Origin of the sequence: Bacillus fungorum (genome assembly GCF_002746455.1) — a bacterium.
In the GTDB taxonomy this organism is placed as follows: domain Bacteria; phylum Bacillota; class Bacilli; order Bacillales; family Bacillaceae_G; genus Bacillus_A; species Bacillus_A fungorum.
On the sequence record NZ_NWUW01000002.1, the window covers coordinates 92,590 to 110,877 of the forward strand.

The following is an 18,288-nucleotide window of genomic DNA, read 5'->3' on the forward strand; positions in this document are numbered from 1 at the left end:
TTAAAGAGAAATTGCATGTTCCATATGTGAAATGGAGATGCTTAAATTATATAGAAACCAGGGGTGACATACTGTTTATGACAAAGTGGTTTAATGTAGGGAAAATTGTAAATACTCATGGCGTAAGAGGAGAAATTCGTGTTATTTCTCGTACTGATTTTCCAGAAGAGCGATATAAAGTAGGAAACACTTTATACATATCGAATGAGAAAAGTACAGACTATCTTCCGGTGAAGATAACTTCTCATCGTCAACATAAGACATTTGATTTATTAACATTTGAAGGATACAACAATGTAGATGAAGTAGAGAAGTTCAAAGGTTCTTTAATAAAAGTACCAGAAGAGCAGTTAGGAGAACTAGCTGAAGGTGAATACTACTACCATGAAATTATTGGTTGCAGTGTTGTAACGGTGGAAGGAGAAGCGTTAGGAACAATAAAAGAAATTTTATCTCCTGGTGCAAATGATGTTTGGGTAATTAAACGTCCAAAAGGTCAAGATCTGTTAATTCCTTATATTGATGATGTTGTACTTCAAGTTAACATTGAGAATAAATTAGTAACCATTCATGTAATGGAAGGGTTGCTATAATGAAAATTGACATTTTAACATTGTTTCCAGATATGTTTACGGGTGTGTTTGGATCTTCAATTTTAAAGAAGGCACAAGAAAAAGAAGCGGTAGAGCTTCGTGTTGTCAATTTCCGCGATTATACAACGAGTAAGCATAATAGCGTAGATGATTATCCGTATGGTGGTGGCGCTGGGATGGTATTAACCCCTCAGCCTATTTTTGATGCTGTAGAAGATTTAACGAAAGAGACAGAGCGTAAACCGAGAGTTGTCTTAATGTGTCCACAAGGAGAGCGTTTTACGCAGAAGAAGGCAGAAGAGCTTGCAAAAGAAGAGCATGTTATTTTTGTGTGTGGTCATTATGAAGGTTACGATGAACGAATTCGTGAACATCTCGTAACAGATGAGATTTCTATTGGTGACTACGTATTAACGGGTGGAGAGTTAGCCTCTATGGTTATCACTGATAGTGTCGTACGTCTCTTGCCAGGAGTACTAGGAAATCATGCTTCACAAGTCGAGGATTCGTTTAGTACAGGTTTATTAGAGCATCCTCATTATACACGTCCAGCTGATTTTCGTGGTATGAAAGTGCCGGATGTATTAATGTCAGGAAATCATAAAAATATTGATGAATGGCGACATAAAGAATCACTACGTCGTACGTACACGCGTAGACCTGATTTATTGGAAGAACGAGAATTGTCTAAGCAAGAAAAGAAATGGCTAGAACAGATTAAAGAAGGCAAATAAGGGCTTGATATATTTTCTATTGCAACAGGCCTAGCAATATGCTATTATAACACTTGTGCTGCTGAAATCAGTGGCCGTATTAACGATGTTCCGCTGTAATTTATTTAGACTTTATAAGAGCATCTGTTTAAAGGAGAGAATTTAATATGCAACAATTAATCGCAGAAATTACAAAAGGCCAATTAAAAACTGACCTTCCTTCATTCCGTCCTGGAGACACTTTACGTGTACACGTAAAAGTAGTTGAGGGAACTCGTGAAAGAATTCAGCTTTTCGAAGGTGTTGTAATCAAACGTCGTGGTGGCGGAATCAGTGAAACATTCACAGTTCGTAAGATTTCTTACGGTGTAGGTGTTGAGCGTACATTCCCAGTTCACACGCCAAGAATCGCGAAAATCGAAGTACTTCGCCGTGGTAAAGTACGTCGTGCTAAGTTATACTACTTACGTAACCTTCGCGGTAAAAAAGCACGTATTAAAGAAATTCGATAAGACATGTATGGGAGCTTGTAAATGCACAAGCTCCCTTTTTCCAATCTATATAAAATTTTGATATAATACGAGCAGCTTACATAATCGTGGAGGGGAAATGCATGAAGAAAGAAAAGAGTTCACTTTGGGAATGGATCAAGGCAATTTTGATTGCTGTTGTATTAGCGGGTGTTATTAGACAGTTTTTCTTTGCGCCAATTCTCGTAGATGGAGTATCGATGGCGTCTACTTTACATGATCGCGATCGAATGATTGTCAATAAAATTGGTTATCACATAGGAGATCCAAAACGATTTGATATTATTGTATTTCGAGCAACGGAAGATAAAGATTATATTAAACGTATTATCGGCCTGCCAGGCGATGAAATAGAGTATCGTAATGACAAACTATATGTTAACGGAAAGCCTTATGAGGAGCCGTATTTAGACAAGCAGAAAAAACAAATTGCTGACGGACCGCTTACATATGATTTTACTCTTGAAGAAATGACAGGGAAGAAAACTGTTCCAGAAGGTCAATTATTTGTTTTAGGCGATAATCGTCGTTTTAGTAAAGATAGTCGTTCGATTGGTACAATTTCAATGGACCAAGTAATTGGAAAAGCAAATGTCCTATATTGGCCGTTAAAAGATGCACGTATTGTGAAATAAAAGAAAAAGAAGGTGGCAACATGGTAATTCAATGGTTCCCGGGACATATGGCAAAGGCTAGACGCCAAGTAACAGAAAAATTAAAGTTAATTGATGTTGTAATTGAGCTTGTAGATGCTCGATTACCTTTATCTTCTCGAAATCCAATGATCGATGAGATTATTACACATAAACCGAGGCTTGTTGTTTTAAATAAAGCAGATATGGCAGATGATCGTTTAACGAAGCAATGGATCGCATATTTTAAAGAAAAAGGCCATATGGCAATTTCAATTAATGCACAAGCTGGACAAGGTATGAAGGAAATTGCTGCGGCTTGTAAAGTGTTGGTGAAAGAAAAATTTGATAAAATGGTTGCAAAAGGTATTAGACCAAGAGCGATTCGTGCATTAATTGTAGGTATACCGAATGTTGGTAAATCTACGTTAATTAATAAGTTAGCGAAGAAAAATATTGCTAAAACAGGAGATCGTCCCGGTGTGACAACAGCTCAACAGTGGATTAAGGTTGGGAAAGAAATGGAACTGTTAGATACACCTGGTATTTTATGGCCTAAATTTGAAGATGAATTAGTTGGTTTACGTCTAGCTACGACTGGCGCAATTAAAGACTCTATTTTAAATCTACAAGATGTAGCTGTTTATGCACTACGCTTTATGGAGAAACATTATCCAGAACGTTTGAAAGAGCGCTATAATTTAAATGACATTCCAGAAGATATTGTGGAGTTATTCGATGCAATTGGAAAAAATAGAGGCTGTTTAATGGGCGGCGGAATGATTGATTATGATAAAACATCTGAGCTTGTACTTCGTGAGCTTCGTGGTGGCAGACTTGGGAAAATGACGTTTGAAACACCAGAAGAGTTTGCAGAGCAGACAGAAGATGTAGAAAAAATAGAAGAAGTATAAGACGTGCGTTTGTACGTCTTTTCTTTTTTGTATATAAAGGGAGTGTACGTGAATGCAAAAAGTGACGATTCAAGAAGCGAAAAATTTGCTGCAAGAAATTATGAGTGAAAAGGACGACCGCTTTCAAGTATTAATGAAAGATGAGCGAAAAGGGGTACAAAAACTCATTTTGAAGTGGTATAAACAAAAAGAGTTAGCACAAAAGGAAAAAGAAAAATTTCTAGAAATGTCCAAGTATGAAAATGCGTTACGTGAAAAAGGCCACACATATATTGCAGGTATAGATGAAGTAGGTCGTGGACCGCTAGCTGGGCCTGTCGTGACGGCAGCTGTTGTCCTTCCGGAAGATTTTTATATTCCAGGGTTAAATGATTCGAAAAAGCTGAGTGAGGCGAAGCGAGAGCGTTTTTATGATGAAATTAAAGCACAAGCAATTGCGATTGGAGTTGGAATTGTATCACCACAAGTTATTGATGAGATAAATATTTATCAAGCGACGAAACAAGCGATGTTAGATGCTGTTGCGAATTTATCTTGTACACCACAATATTTATTAATTGATGCAATGAAACTTCCTACACCAATTCCGCAAACATCTATCATTAAAGGTGATGCGAAAAGTATTTCTATTTCAGCTGCATCCATTATTGCGAAAGTAACAAGAGATCGTATGATGAAAGAGCTTGGAGAAAAGTATCCTGCATATGGATTTGGACAACATATGGGATATGGAACGAAACAACATTTAGAAGCGATTGAAGCGCACGGAGTATTAGAAGAACATCGGAAATCGTTTGCACCAATTAAAGATATGATTCAAAAATAAGCTGTGTTTTCACAGCTTATTTTTTATTTTGACATATAAACATTACTATTTTCAAAAAAGAATAAAGCGATTTCAGTTTTCTGACACTTTATTGTAGACAGCGTGCCAATCATCTTATACAATGGCAATGTAATGTTTTTTAAACATTAAAAAACTTTTCGAGTAAAACAGGAAAACAGGGGAGGATGGGACCATGAATATCCATGAGTACCAAGGTAAGGCAGTCCTTAGAAGCTATGGGGTTAGCGTTCCGAACGGGAAGGTTGCATTTACAGTAGAAGAAGCTGTAGAAGCAGCGAAAGAATTAGGAACGGATGTATGTGTAGTAAAAGCACAAATTCACGCTGGTGGACGCGGCAAAGCTGGCGGAGTAAAAGTTGCAAAAAATTTAGATGAAGTTCGTACATATGCAGAGAGCATTTTAGGAACTACACTTGTGACACATCAAACAGGTCCTGAAGGTAAGGAAGTAAAACGCTTACTTATCGAAGAAGGTTGCGATATTAAAAAAGAATATTATGTAGGTCTTGTTTTAGATCGTGCAACTTCTCAAGTTGTTTTAATGGCGTCTGAAGAAGGCGGAACAGAAATTGAAGAAGTAGCAGAAAAAACACCTGAAAAAATCTTTAAAGAATATATTGATCCAGCAGTAGGTTTACAAGGATTCCAAGCGCGTCGAATTGCATTTAACATCAATATTCCAAAAGAGCTTGTAGGACAAGCTGTGAAGTTTATGATGGGCTTATACCGTGCATTTATTGAAAAAGATTGCTCTATCGCGGAGATTAACCCACTTGTTACAACAGGTGATGGTAAAGTTATGGCATTAGATGCGAAATTAAACTTTGATTCTAATGCTTTATATCGCCATAAAGACATTTTAGAACTTCGTGACCTTGATGAAGAAGATGCAAAAGAAATTGAAGCTTCTAAATATGACTTAAACTACATTCCTTTAGATGGAAATATCGGTTGTATGGTTAATGGTGCAGGTTTAGCGATGGCTACAATGGATATCATTAAACATTACCATGGCGATCCAGCTAACTTCTTAGATGTTGGTGGCGGTGCGACAGCTGAAAAAGTTACAGAAGCATTCAAAATTATCCTTTCTGACAAAAATGTAAAAGGTATCTTCGTTAATATTTTTGGTGGCATTATGAAGTGTGATGTTATTGCAGAAGGTGTTATTGAAGCAACGAAACAAGTAGGTCTTGAATTGCCTTTAGTTGTACGTCTTGAAGGTACAAACGTAGAGTTAGGTAAGAAAATTTTAAATGAGTCTGGCTTAAATATTGTTGCAGCAGAATCTATGGCAGACGGTGCACAAAAAATTGTTTCACTAGTGGGCTAATAGAAAGCGGGGGAGAAAAATGAGCGTATTAGTTAATAAAGATACAAAAGTTATTGTTCAGGGTATTACAGGTTCTCAAGGATTATTCCACACAAAACAAATGATTGAATACGGTACGAAAATTGTCGGTGGTGTAACGCCAGGTAAAGGTGGCACTGATATTGAAGGTGTACCAGTATTTGATACTGTAGAAGATGCAGTGAAGGCAACAGGCGCAAACGCTTCAGTTGTATACGTTCCACCCGCTTTTGCGGCTGATGCAATTATGGAAGCAGTGGATGCAGAAATTGATTTAGTAGTATGTATTACTGAAGGAATTCCTGTATTAGATATGGTTAACGTAAAGAGATATATGGCTGGTAAACATACACGTTTACTTGGACCAAACTGTCCTGGTGTTATTACGCCTGATGAATGTAAAATTGGTATTATGCCAGGGTATATTCATAAAAAGGGGCATGTAGGTATTGTATCTCGCTCTGGTACATTAACGTATGAGGCTGTACATCAGTTAACACAAGAAGGTATTGGCCAATCTACTGCTGTAGGTATCGGTGGGGACCCTGTTAATGGTACAGACTTTATTGATGCGTTAAAAGCATTTAATGAAGATGAAGAAACACATGCTGTAATTATGATTGGTGAAATCGGCGGTACAGCGGAAGAAGAGGCAGCTCAATGGGTGAAAGCTAATATGACAAAACCTGTTGTAGGCTTCATTGGTGGCCAAACAGCGCCTGCTGGCAAACGTATGGGCCATGCTGGGGCAATCATTTCTGGTGGCAAAGGAACTGCTGCTGAAAAGATTAAAACGATGGAAGCTTGTGGTATTAAAGTAGCGGAAACTCCAGCGGTTATGGGTGAAACGCTAATCTCTGTCTTAAAAGAAAAAGGTCTATTTGAGACTTGTAAAAACTACTAATCTTTTGAAAGACACCTTCTTGTTTGAAGGTGTCTTTTTACACTTCTTGTTTACATAATAAAAATTATGGGTAAGGAGAATCGAGATGAAAAGAGAACGATTATTACATCTTCATTACTTGTTAGCAGATCATTGGAAGGCGATGGAAAGACTATTATATGTCGATCCGGAATTGAAGGGAATATACACGTTTAATGCAAAACAAATTGAATATTACACTGGAATATCCTCGAAGAAATCTTCAGAATTAGTGAATTTTCTTCAAAATTCAAATCTCCCGCAATATATATCTTACTTAGAGAAAAATCGAATCTTTTATACGACTATATGGGATGAAGATTATCCGCAATTATTACGTGAAATACAAGATCCCCCCTTTGTGTTATATGGAAAAGGGGAGAAGGATTTTCTTAATAAAGCGAACAAATTAGCGGTTGTTGGAACGAGAGAACCGACTTTATATGGACAGGAGAGTTTAAAATTTATTTTACATCCATTATTAGAAAAGGAATGGCTTATTGTCAGTGGATTTGCAAGAGGGATAGATACGATGTCTCATGAAATTACAGTAAGGCGGCATTGCCCGACTATTGCGATACTAGGACATGGATTATCGTATATATATCCAAAAGAGAATCGGTTTTTATACGAAGCGTGGAATGAATATATATTGTTATTAACAGAGTATCCTCCGCACTACGCACCGAAAAAATGGTATTTTCCAAAAAGGAACCGAATTATTAGTGGTATAAGTAAAGGTGTTTTAGTTGTAGAAGCGAAATCGAGAAGTGGCACACTTATTACTGCGGACCTTGCTTTAGAGCAAAATAGAGAGGTATTTGCACTTCCTGGACCGATATTTATAGAGAGTGCATCAGGAACAAATCATCTAATTCAACAAGGGGCGAAACTAGTAAGAAATGCAGAAGATATCCTAGAAGAGATTTTAAATTAACCTTATATTTTTATGTTTTTATTAAACAATTATTGACAAATGGTAGATAGGCACTGTATGGTATATTCATTCTTGATTGACAAAAACAAGAGAAATCAATAAGATTAATGAAGACTTGAATCCACCTCTTAAGGAGGCACTAGCATGTCAGATTACCTCGTAATCGTGGAGTCGCCTTCTAAGGCGAAGACCATTGAGAAATATTTAGGGAAAAAATACAAAGTTGTCGCGTCTATGGGGCACGTTCGCGATTTACCTAAAAGCCAAATGGGGATAGAAGTAAAGAACAACTTCACCCCGAAGTATATTACCATTCGTGGTAAAGGTCCCGTCTTAAAAGACTTAAAATCAGCGGCAAAAAAAGCAAAGAAAGTCTATCTCGCGGCCGATCCAGACCGCGAAGGGGAAGCAATTGCTTGGCATTTAGCAAATACGTTAAATGTGGACGTTGAATCAGATTGCCGAGTTGTGTTTAATGAGATTACAAAAGATGCAATAAAAGAATCATTTAAACATCCTCGTGCGATTAATATGGATTTAGTAGATGCACAACAAGCAAGACGTATACTAGATCGTCTTGTTGGTTACAATATTAGTCCTTTATTATGGAAGAAAGTAAAAAAAGGATTAAGTGCAGGACGCGTACAATCTGTAGCAGTTCGTTTAATTATCGAACGTGAAAGAGAAATTCAAAATTTTGAGCCTGAAGAATTCTGGACAATTAAGACAGAATTTGTGAAAGGGAAAGACACATTTGAAGCAAGCTTTTACGGTGTAGATGGTGAAAAAGTTCAATTAACGAATGAAACGCAAGTGAATGAAATAATTGAACAGCTGAAAGATAATGCGTTTTCAGTTGAAAATGTAACGCGAAAAGAGCGAAAACGTAATCCTGCATTACCATTTACAACATCATCCTTGCAACAAGAGGCAGCGCGTAAGTTAAACATGCGAGCAAAGAAAACAATGATGCTTGCGCAGCAATTGTATGAAGGGATCGATCTTGGAAAACAAGGAACTGTAGGTCTTATTACGTATATGAGAACTGACTCAACACGTATCTCAGAAACAGCTCAAACAGAAGCGCGTACTTACATTACTGAGGCGTTTGGTGCGGAATACATAGGAACAGAAAAGAAGAAAGAAACGAAAAAGTCAAACGCACAAGATGCGCATGAGGCGATTCGTCCTACTTCGGTAATGAGAAAGCCAGAGGAACTAAAGAGTTTCTTAAGTCGTGATCAACTTCGATTGTATAAATTGATTTGGGAGCGATTTGTTGCAAGTCAAATGGCGTCTGCTATAATGGATACTGTGACAGCGAGACTCATTAATAACAATGTTCAGTTCCGTGCAAGTGGATCAGTTGTAAAGTTCCCAGGATTTATGAAAGTGTATGTAGAGTCGAAAGATGACGGGGCTGAAGAAAAGGATAAGATGTTACCACCTTTAGAAGTAGGGGAAACAGTATTTTCGAAGGACTTAGAACCGAAGCAACACTTTACGCAACCTCCGCCACGCTATACAGAGGCTCGTCTAGTAAGAACACTTGAAGAGCTTGGAATTGGAAGACCGTCGACTTACGTACCGACACTTGAAACGATTCAAAAACGTGGATACGTAGGTTTGGATAATAAACGCTTCGTTCCAACTGAACTTGGTGAAATCGTAATTGAACTTATTTTAGAGTTTTTCCCAGAAATTATTAACATTGAATTTACTGCTAACATGGAGCAAAGTCTTGATGAAGTAGAAGAAGGAAATGCGAATTGGGTAAAAATTGTTGATGATTTCTACGTAGGCTTTGAACCGCGTTTAGAAAAAGCGGAAAAAGAAATGCGCGAAGTGGAAATTAAAGATGAACCAGCTGGGGAAGACTGTGAATTATGTAATCACCCAATGGTCTTTAAAATGGGTAAATACGGGAAATTTATGGCTTGCTCAAATTTCCCAGATTGTCGAAATACAAAACCGATTGTGAAAGAAATCGGTGTTACTTGTCCGAAATGTGATAAAGGTCAAATTATTGAACGTCGTAGTAATAAAAAGAAACGTCTTTTCTATGGGTGCGGTACGTATCCAGAGTGTGACTTTGTATCTTGGGATAAGCCGATTGGCCGTAAATGTCCGAAGTGCGAAGGTATGCTTGTAGAGAAGAAGTTGAAAAAAGGCGTGCAAGTACAATGTATTTCGTGTGATTATGAAGAAGAACAACAAATGTGAGCGTAACTGCTCACATTTTTTTCGGGAAGAAAAGGAAAGGTGATATATATGACAACACAAGTAGTAAACGTCATTGGCGCAGGTCTTGCAGGAAGTGAAGCAGCTTACCAAATTGCAAAACGTGGTGTCCAAGTAAGATTATATGAAATGAGACCGGTAAGGCAAACGCCAGCTCATCACACAGATAAATTTGCAGAGTTAGTATGTAGTAACTCGCTTCGCGCAAACACATTAACCAATGCTGTTGGTGTTATTAAAGAAGAAATGCGCTTAATGGATTCTGTTATTATTCGTGCAGCTGATGAGTGCTCTGTACCAGCAGGAGGGGCTTTAGCTGTAGATCGTCATGAATTTGCAGCAAAAGTAACGGAATATGTGAAAAATCATCCGAACGTAACTGTGATGAATGAAGAAATCACTGAAATTCCAGAAGGGCCGACTGTTATTGCGACAGGTCCACTTACATCTCCTGATCTTGCTGCACAATTAAAAGAATTAACGGGTGAAGACTATTTTTATTTCTATGATGCTGCAGCGCCGATTGTTGAGAAAGACAGCATTGATATGAATAAAGTGTATTTAAAATCTCGTTACGATAAAGGTGAAGCGGCATATTTAAACTGCCCAATGACGGAAGAGGAATTTGACCGTTTTTACGAGGCTTTAATCGCTGCTGAAACAGTACCTTTAAAAGAATTTGAAAAAGAAATTTTCTTTGAAGGTTGTATGCCGGTAGAAGTTATGGCAAGCAGAGGAAGACAGACGCTAGTATTTGGACCGATGAAACCTGTTGGATTAGAAGATCCGAAAACAGGGAAAACGCCATATGCTGTTGTTCAGTTACGTCAAGATGATGCAGCAGGAACGCTATACAATATCGTAGGTTTCCAAACGCATTTAAAGTGGGGACCACAAAAAGAAGTGTTACAGTTGATTCCAGGGTTGGAAAACGCAGAGATTGTACGTTATGGTGTAATGCATCGTAATACGTTTATTAATTCACCTAACTTACTTCGTCCAACATATCAATATAAACAACGTGATGATTTATTCTTTGCCGGTCAAATGACTGGAGTAGAGGGATATGTTGAATCGGCAGCTTCAGGATTGCTAGCAGGTATTAACGCTGCTCGACTTGTAAAAGGCGAAGAGCCGGTTGTATTACCGCCTGTAACTGCAATGGGAAGTATGGCGAATTATATTACTGCGACAAGCGCGAAGAACTTCCAACCAATGAATGCAAACTTCGGATTGTTTGCACCGCTAGAGAAGAAAATTAAGAAAAAAGCAGAACGTAATGAAGCCTATGCAACACGCGCTTTAGAAACGATTCAAAATTTTGTAAATATTTAGTTAAATTTCTTGCAAAGGCTACTAAGTTGTGATACGATTTAGTAGCCTTTATTGAGGTGAATTGTGTGAATGTGAAGAAATTGTTACAATTATTCGTTGGATATTTACAAATTGAAAGAAATTATTCAAAATATACAATTGCAAGTTATCAAAATGATTTAGAACATTTTGTGCAATTTATGGAGCGAGAAGGCATATCCTCTTTTTTAGATATTACATACGCGGATGTTCGTTTGTACTTAACTACGTTGCACGATGAAAAGTTAGCCCGTAAATCTGTCGCAAGAAAAGTATCAAGCTTACGAAGTTTATATCGTTTTTTGATGCGTGAAGGTTATCGGAAAGATAATCCGTTTGCACTTGCGTCACTCCCCAAAAAAGAATTGTCAATCCCAAAGTTTTTATATGCTGAAGAATTAGAGGAATTGTTTGAAGTTTCTGACACGGAAACACCGCTAGGTCAAAGGAATCAAGCTTTATTAGAGTTGATGTATGCGACTGGGATCCGTGTGAGTGAATGTGTCAATTTACAACTTACCGATATTGACTTCGCGGTGGGAACAATTTTAGTTATGGGAAAAGGAAAAAAGCAAAGGTATATTCCGTTCGGAAGCTATGCACAAGATGCTTTAATTACTTATATAGAGAACGGGAGAAAACAGTTAGCTCAAAAAACTGAAGAACATTCTCATATGGTATTTTTAAATGCGAAAGGCACGCCGCTGACAAGTCGAGGAGTACGTTATGTATTGAATGAACTCATTAAGAAGGCTTCACTGACAATGCGGATAAGTCCCCATATGTTAAGGCATACATTTGCTACACACATGTTAGATGAAGGGGCAGATTTACGTACTGTACAGGAGCTACTCGGTCATGAGAATTTGTCGACGACACAAATTTATACGCATGTTTCTAAAGAAAGATTGCGTTCTGTCTACATGAAGCATCACCCACGGGCATAAATTGCTTTTAAAGCTATAAAAACATATAAAGGAGTTTTTTCTATGGGAAATTTCCACGCTACAACGATATTTGCAGTTCATCATAATGGAGAATGTGCAATGGCTGGAGATGGCCAGGTGACAATGGGAAATGCTGTTGTAATGAAACATACAGCTCGTAAAGTTCGTAGACTTTTCCAAGGGAAAGTTTTAGCTGGTTTTGCAGGTTCGGTTGCTGACGCTTTTACTCTTTTTGAAATGTTTGAAGGGAAATTAGAAGAGTACAATGGGAACTTGCAACGTGCTGCTGTTGAGATGGCGAAACAATGGCGTGGCGACAAAATGTTGCGTCAGCTAGAAGCGATGCTCATTGTCATGGATAAAACAACGATGCTCCTTGTTTCAGGTACAGGAGAAGTAATTGAACCGGATGATGGCATTTTAGCAATTGGATCTGGCGGGAATTATGCGCTTTCAGCAGGTCGTGCTTTAAAACAATATGCAAGTGAACATTTAACGGCGAAGCAAATTGCGAAAGCGAGTTTAGAAATTGCTGGCGATATTTGTGTTTATACAAACCACAACATAATTGTGGAAGAATTGTAGAATCGTAAGGGAGGCATTTTATATGCATTTACATTTTACTCCGCGTCAAATTGTGGAAAAATTAGATCAATACATTATCGGTCAAAAAGATGCGAAGAAAGCGGTTGCTGTAGCTTTAAGAAATCGATACCGCCGAAGTAAATTAGCTGAAAATCTACGTGATGAAATTGCACCTAAAAATATTTTAATGATTGGACCGACAGGTGTTGGTAAAACAGAGGTAGCACGACGAATGGCGAAACTCGTTGGAGCACCTTTTATTAAGGTGGAAGCTACCAAATTTACAGAAGTTGGATATGTAGGTAGAGATGTAGAATCGATGGTACGTGATCTTGTAGAAACGTCAGTTCGTATCGTTAAAGAAGAAATGGTAGTTAAAGTGCAAGACAAAGCAGAGGAACAAGCGAATCAACGTCTTGTTGAAATTTTAGTACCAAGTCCAGAGAAACAATCTGGATTTAAAAACCCATTAGAAATGCTATTTGGTGGCGCTCAAAATTCAAATCAAACAACTGATTCACAGGAAGATGTTGAAATTGAAAAGAAACGCCAAGATGTGGAAAGAAAGCTTGCTGCGGGACTTCTTGAAGATGAAATTGTATCGATTGAAGTGACTGAGCAACAGTCTTCCATGTTCGATATGTTACAAGGAACTGGCATGGAACAAATGGGAATGAATTTCCAAGATGCATTAGGAAGTTTTATGCCGAAAAAAACAAAAAAACGTAAACTTTCTGTAAAAGAAGCAAGAAAAGTCTTGACAAATGAGGAAGCACAGCGCTTAATTGATATGGATGAAGTTACACAAGAGGCTGTTTATCGTGCTGAACAGCTCGGGATTATTTTTATCGATGAAATTGACAAAATTGCTGGTAAGCAGTCGAATAGCGTAGATGTATCACGGGAAGGTGTGCAACGTGACATTTTACCAATTGTAGAAGGATCGAATGTTGCGACAAAATACGGATCAGTAAAAACGGATTATATTTTATTCGTTGCAGCTGGAGCGTTTCATATGTCTAAACCGTCGGATTTAATTCCGGAATTGCAAGGGAGATTTCCAATTCGAGTAGAATTAACAAAATTATCGACGGATGATTTTGTTAAAATATTAATCGAGCCTGACAATGCGTTAATTAAACAATATATGGCTTTATTAGCGACTGAAGGTATAGAAATTGAATTTTCAGACGAAGCTATTCGTAAGATTGCTGAGATTGCTTATCAAGTTAATCAGGATACAGATAATATTGGAGCAAGAAGACTTCATACGATTATGGAGAAGCTCCTTGAAGATTTATCGTTTGAAGCATCTGAAATTACGTTAGAGAAAATAACGATAACACCTCAATACGTTGAGGAGAAATTAGCAACGATTGCTAAAAATAAAGATGTGAGCCAGTTTATTTTGTAATAGTGTCATCAGGTGACTCGCCCTAGTTTCCAAGTGATGAAAAAATATGTGAGTAACATGTAGGAGGAACTTTTGAAATGGAATTATTAGCAAAAACAAGAAAATTAAATGCGTTATTACAGAGCGCAGCAGGAAAGCCTGTAAACTTTAGAGAAATGTCTGACACAATGTGTGAAGTAATCGAAGCGAACGTATTCGTAGTAAGCCGTCGTGGTAAATTACTAGGTTATGCAATTCACCAACAAATTGAGAACGAGCGTATGAAACAAATGCTTGCAGAGCGTCAATTCCCAGAAGAGTATACACAAAGCTTATTCAACATTACAGAAACATCTTCAAACTTAGATGTAAACAGTGCTTACACAGCATTCCCAGTAGAGAATAAAGAATTATTTGGTCAAGGTTTAACAACAATCGTACCGATCGTTGGTGGCGGTGAGCGTCTAGGTACACTAGTGTTAGCTCGTCTTGGTCAAGAGTTCTTAGATGATGATTTAATTCTTGCTGAGTACAGCTCGACTGTTGTAGGTATGGAAATTTTACGTGAAAAAGCAGAAGAAATCGAAGAAGAAGCACGTAGTAAAGCTGTTGTTCAAATGGCAATCAGCTCATTATCTTACAGTGAGTTAGAAGCAATCGAGCACATCTTCGAAGAGTTAAATGGAACAGAAGGTTTACTTGTTGCAAGTAAAATCGCTGACCGCGTAGGAATCACTCGTTCTGTAATCGTAAATGCACTTCGTAAATTAGAGAGTGCTGGTGTAATTGAGTCGCGTTCTTTAGGTATGAAAGGAACATACATTAAAGTATTAAACGACAAATTCTTACATGAACTTGCTAAATTAAAAACAAACTAATTTATAAAACTCTCCTCATTTTTTGAGGAGAGTTTTTTGTATATAAAAGATTGATGTTGTTTGTAAATAGCGTCATAATCGTGTTTTTGGAAAAGCTATGAATTGAATTTCTCTTTTTTGCTTAAAAGAAATGCAGGTTGGTAATACTAGAATTCGAGTATGAACAAAGAAAGTTTTACATTGTTCGCATTTTCGACTTGCTTGTAATATTTCAGTATGATATAGTAAGCAGTGGTGTCAGTACAAAGTACACACGTTTACTGATTTAAGTGTTGGTGCTACGTTTGTAGTTTCGCTTAGAGATGAAGTAAACGGAGGATATCAAAAACCATTTAGGAGGAACTATATTATGTCAGTAATTTCTATGAAGCAATTGCTTGAAGCTGGTGTTCATTTCGGACATCAAACTCGTCGTTGGAACCCAAAAATGAAGCGTTACATTTTCACAGAGCGTAACGGTATCTACATCATCGACTTACAAAAAACTGTGAAAAAAGTTGAGGAAGCTTACAGAACGATGCGCGACATCGCTGCTGAAGGCGGAGACATCTTATTCGTAGGTACTAAAAAACAAGCACAAGAAGCTATTAAAGAAGAAGCAACTCGTGCTGGTATGTACTTCGTTAACCAACGTTGGTTAGGTGGAACTTTAACAAACTTCCAAACAATCCAAAAGCGTATCAAGCGCCTTAAAGACATCGAAAGAATGCAAGAAGACGGTACTTTCGAAGTACTACCTAAGAAAGAAGTTGTTCAACTTAAAAAAGAGTTAGAGCGTCTTGAGAAATTCTTAGGCGGTATTAAAGATATGAAAGGTCTTCCAAGTGCATTATTCGTAGTAGACCCTCGTAAAGAGCGTATTGCAGTTGCGGAAGCACGCAAATTACACATTCCAATCATCGGTATCGTTGATACAAACTGTGATCCAGACGAAATCGATCACGTTATCCCAGCAAACGATGATGCAATTCGTGCTGTAAAACTTCTTACATCTAAAATGGCAGACGCAATCCTTGAAGCAAAACAAGGTGAAGAAACTGTTACTGCGTAACAAAGTTGGAAAGGTGATAAGGGGTTCGGCCTTTTATCACCTTTTTTAAGGTATAAACACCTTTATAAAAGGTATAAATACATATTTTAGGAGGATGAAAAGTATGGCAATCACTGCACAAATGGTAAAAGAATTACGTGAAAAAACTGGCGCAGGTATGATGGACTGCAAAAAAGCTTTAACAGAAACAAACGGCGACATGGAGAAGGCAATTGACTTCTTACGTGAAAAAGGTATCGCGAAAGCTGCTAAAAAAGCAGATCGTATCGCTGCTGAAGGTTTAACTTTCATCGAAACAAACGGTAACGACGGTTTAATCTTAGAATTAAACTCTGAAACTGATTTCGTTGCGAAAAACGAAGGTTTCCAAACATTAATTAAAGAATTAGCTGCTCACTTATTAACTAACAAACCAGCTAACGTTGAAGAAGCTATGGCTCAAACAATGGAAAACGGTAAAAAAGTTGAAGAGCACATCAACGAAGCTATCGCTAAAATTGGTGAAAAACTTACACTTCGTCGTTTCGAAATCGTATCAAAAACTGATGCAGACGCATTCGGTGCTTACCTACACATGGGTGGACGCATCGGTGTTCTAACAGTTCTTGAAGGTTCTACTGATGAAGCAGCTGCTAAAGATGTTGCAATGCACATCGCTGCAGTTAACCCTAAATACATCGACCGCGATGCTGTAACAGCTGAAGAAGTTGAGCATGAGCGTCAAGTATTAACACAACAAGCATTAAACGAAGGCAAGCCTGAAAAAATCGTTGCAAAAATGGTTGAAGGCCGTCTTGGCAAATTCTTCGAAGAAATTTGCTTACTTGACCAAGCATTCGTTAAAAACCCTGATATGAAAGTTCGTCAGTTCGTTGAGTCTAAAGGCGGAACATTAAAAGGATTCGTTCGCTACGCTGTTGGTGAAGGTATCGAAAAACGCGAAGACAACTTTGCTGAAGAAGTAATGAACCAAGTAAAAGGTAGTAACTAATACAGATTAGGGAACACATTGTGTTCCCTTTTTTAAAATAAAGATGTAAGCAATTGGAGGTTCATTATGAGTAAACCGAAATATAATCGTGTCGTTTTAAAGCTGAGTGGAGAAGCTTTAGCTGGCGAGCAAGGATTTGGAATTAACCCAGCTGTTATTAAGTCAGTTGCGGAACAAGTGAAAGAAATTGCAGAACTAGATGTAGAGGTTGCTGTTGTTGTCGGTGGCGGTAACATTTGGCGTGGAAAAATTGGAAGTGAAATGGGCATGGATCGTGCAGGAGCAGATTACATGGGCATGTTAGCTACAGTTATGAATTCTTTAGCTCTTCAAGATAGCTTGGAGAATATTGGAATTCAAACTCGCGTACAAACTTCAATTGAAATGCGTCAAGTGGCAGAACCTTACATTCGTCGTAAAGCAGTTCGTCACTTAGAGAAGAAGCGTGTTGTTATCTTTGCAGCAGGTACAGGTAACCCTTACTTCTCTACAGATACAACGGCAGCATTACGCGCAGCTGAAATCGAAGCTGATGTTATCTTAATGGCGAAAAATAATGTGGATGGCGTATATAATGCAGATCCATCTATTGACCCAACAGCTACGAAATACGAAACCCTTACTTACCTAGATGTATTAAAAGAAGGTTTAGGTGTAATGGATTCTACGGCTTCTTCTTTATGTATGGATAATGATATTCCATTAATTGTATTCTCAGTTATGGAAAAAGGTAATATTAAACGTGCCGTTTTAGGCGAAAATATTGGAACAGTTGTAAGGGGGAAATAAATATGGGACAACAAGTATTGAAGTCTTCAAATGAAAAAATGGAAAAAGCAGTTGCTGCTTATTCTCGTGAATTAGCAACAGTTCGTGCTGGCCGTGCAAACGCGTCTGTATTAGATAAAGTACAAGTTGATTACTATGGTGCACCAACACCTGTTGTGCAATTAGCGAACATTACAGTTCCAGAAGCACGTTTACTAGTAATTCAACCTTATGATAAAACTTCTATCGGTGATATCGAAAAAGCAATTTTAAAAGCAGATTTAGGCTTAAACCCTTCTAATGATGGAACTGTAATTCGTATTGCATTCCCTGCATTAACAGAAGAGCGTCGTCGTGATCTTGTAAAAGTTGTGAAAAAATATGCTGAAGAAGCAAAAGTTGCTGTTCGTAACGTACGTCGTGACGGTAACGATGATCTTAAGAAGCTTGAAAAAGCTGGTGAGATTACAGAAGATGATTTAAGAGGATATACTGAAGATATCCAAAAAGAAACAGATAAATATATTGCAAAAGTTGACGAAATCGCAAAAAACAAAGAAAAAGAAATCATGGAAGTGTAATAGCGATACTTTCGCAAATATGACCCTCTTCTTAAGGGGGTCTTTTTACACTTTTAGGCAT

19 protein-coding genes are annotated in these 18,288 nt (G+C 37.8%); all 19 read left to right on the forward strand.

What is annotated here, in order from left to right:
- The first annotated feature begins 77 nt into the window (after positions 1 to 77).
- The 19 genes from rimM (at position 78) to frr (ending at position 18,227) form a co-directional block, all read left to right on the forward strand.
- Complete coding sequence (gene rimM / locus CO726_RS03250) at positions 78 to 593, forward strand: ribosome maturation factor RimM (RefSeq protein ID WP_099683289.1); 516 nt, start codon at positions 78 to 80, stop codon at positions 591 to 593.
- The gene (gene trmD, locus CO726_RS03255) at positions 593 to 1,327 is read left to right on the forward strand and encodes a tRNA (guanosine(37)-N1)-methyltransferase TrmD (protein ID WP_098758274.1); all 735 of its coding nucleotides are present in this window, start codon (positions 593 to 595) and stop codon (positions 1,325 to 1,327) included. Before rimM ends, trmD begins: the two co-directional genes overlap by 1 nt.
- A gap of 146 nt (positions 1,328 to 1,473) precedes the next feature.
- The gene (rplS, locus tag CO726_RS03260) at positions 1,474 to 1,818 is read left to right on the forward strand and encodes a 50S ribosomal protein L19 (protein WP_001186516.1); all 345 of its coding nucleotides are present in this window, start codon (positions 1,474 to 1,476) and stop codon (positions 1,816 to 1,818) included.
- Positions 1,819 to 1,919: 101 nt separating this feature from the next.
- Positions 1,920 to 2,471 carry a signal peptidase I gene (lepB, locus tag CO726_RS03265; RefSeq protein ID WP_098758275.1) on the forward strand — a complete coding sequence of 184 codons (552 nt, stop codon included), beginning with the start codon at positions 1,920 to 1,922 and terminating at the stop codon, positions 2,469 to 2,471.
- Between the two features lie 20 nt (positions 2,472 to 2,491).
- Complete coding sequence (gene ylqF / locus CO726_RS03270; protein ID WP_099683290.1) at positions 2,492 to 3,382, forward strand: ribosome biogenesis GTPase YlqF; 891 nt, start codon at positions 2,492 to 2,494, stop codon at positions 3,380 to 3,382.
- A 52-nt stretch (positions 3,383 to 3,434) separates the two neighbouring features.
- On the forward strand, positions 3,435 to 4,208 hold the full coding sequence (locus CO726_RS03275) for a ribonuclease HII (protein ID WP_099683291.1): 774 nt from the start codon (positions 3,435 to 3,437) through the stop codon (positions 4,206 to 4,208).
- Between the two features lie 193 nt (positions 4,209 to 4,401).
- Positions 4,402 to 5,562, forward strand: a complete 1,161-nt coding sequence (gene sucC, locus CO726_RS03280) for an ADP-forming succinate--CoA ligase subunit beta (RefSeq protein WP_001020785.1) — start codon at positions 4,402 to 4,404, stop codon at positions 5,560 to 5,562.
- A 19-nt stretch (positions 5,563 to 5,581) separates the two neighbouring features.
- Entirely contained in the window at positions 5,582 to 6,484 is a 903-nt protein-coding gene (gene sucD / locus CO726_RS03285) for a succinate--CoA ligase subunit alpha (RefSeq protein WP_099683292.1), read from the forward strand.
- An 85-nt stretch (positions 6,485 to 6,569) separates the two neighbouring features.
- A complete protein-coding gene (gene dprA, locus CO726_RS03290) occupies positions 6,570 to 7,439 on the forward strand; it encodes a DNA-processing protein DprA (RefSeq protein ID WP_098758279.1) in 870 nt (289 codons plus the stop codon).
- A 144-nt stretch (positions 7,440 to 7,583) separates the two neighbouring features.
- Complete coding sequence (topA, locus tag CO726_RS03295) at positions 7,584 to 9,662, forward strand: type I DNA topoisomerase (protein ID WP_099683293.1); 2,079 nt, start codon at positions 7,584 to 7,586, stop codon at positions 9,660 to 9,662.
- 48 nt (positions 9,663 to 9,710) lie between these two features.
- The gene (gene trmFO, locus CO726_RS03300; RefSeq protein WP_098758281.1) at positions 9,711 to 11,015 is read left to right on the forward strand and encodes an FADH(2)-oxidizing methylenetetrahydrofolate--tRNA-(uracil(54)-C(5))-methyltransferase TrmFO; all 1,305 of its coding nucleotides are present in this window, start codon (positions 9,711 to 9,713) and stop codon (positions 11,013 to 11,015) included.
- A gap of 65 nt (positions 11,016 to 11,080) precedes the next feature.
- The gene (gene xerC, locus CO726_RS03305) at positions 11,081 to 11,980 is read left to right on the forward strand and encodes a tyrosine recombinase XerC (RefSeq protein WP_060631986.1); all 900 of its coding nucleotides are present in this window, start codon (positions 11,081 to 11,083) and stop codon (positions 11,978 to 11,980) included.
- A 42-nt stretch (positions 11,981 to 12,022) separates the two neighbouring features.
- Positions 12,023 to 12,565, forward strand: a complete 543-nt coding sequence (gene hslV / locus CO726_RS03310) for an ATP-dependent protease proteolytic subunit HslV (protein ID WP_000526274.1) — start codon at positions 12,023 to 12,025, stop codon at positions 12,563 to 12,565.
- A gap of 22 nt (positions 12,566 to 12,587) precedes the next feature.
- Positions 12,588 to 13,979 carry an ATP-dependent protease ATPase subunit HslU gene (hslU, locus tag CO726_RS03315; RefSeq protein ID WP_000550082.1) on the forward strand — a complete coding sequence of 464 codons (1,392 nt, stop codon included), beginning with the start codon at positions 12,588 to 12,590 and terminating at the stop codon, positions 13,977 to 13,979.
- A 77-nt stretch (positions 13,980 to 14,056) separates the two neighbouring features.
- Positions 14,057 to 14,836, forward strand: coding sequence for a GTP-sensing pleiotropic transcriptional regulator CodY (gene codY / locus CO726_RS03320; RefSeq protein ID WP_000421288.1), 780 nt, complete (start codon positions 14,057 to 14,059; stop codon positions 14,834 to 14,836).
- Positions 14,837 to 15,185: 349 nt separating this feature from the next.
- Complete coding sequence (rpsB, locus tag CO726_RS03325) at positions 15,186 to 15,887, forward strand: 30S ribosomal protein S2 (RefSeq protein WP_000111485.1); 702 nt, start codon at positions 15,186 to 15,188, stop codon at positions 15,885 to 15,887.
- Between the two features lie 103 nt (positions 15,888 to 15,990).
- Positions 15,991 to 16,878, forward strand: a complete 888-nt coding sequence (gene tsf / locus CO726_RS03330) for a translation elongation factor Ts (RefSeq protein WP_060631984.1) — start codon at positions 15,991 to 15,993, stop codon at positions 16,876 to 16,878.
- 66 nt (positions 16,879 to 16,944) lie between these two features.
- The gene (pyrH, locus tag CO726_RS03335) at positions 16,945 to 17,667 is read left to right on the forward strand and encodes a UMP kinase (protein ID WP_000042663.1); all 723 of its coding nucleotides are present in this window, start codon (positions 16,945 to 16,947) and stop codon (positions 17,665 to 17,667) included.
- A gap of 2 nt (positions 17,668 to 17,669) precedes the next feature.
- Positions 17,670 to 18,227, forward strand: coding sequence for a ribosome recycling factor (gene frr / locus CO726_RS03340; protein WP_000531501.1), 558 nt, complete (start codon positions 17,670 to 17,672; stop codon positions 18,225 to 18,227).
- Positions 18,228 to 18,288 lie beyond the last annotated feature (61 nt).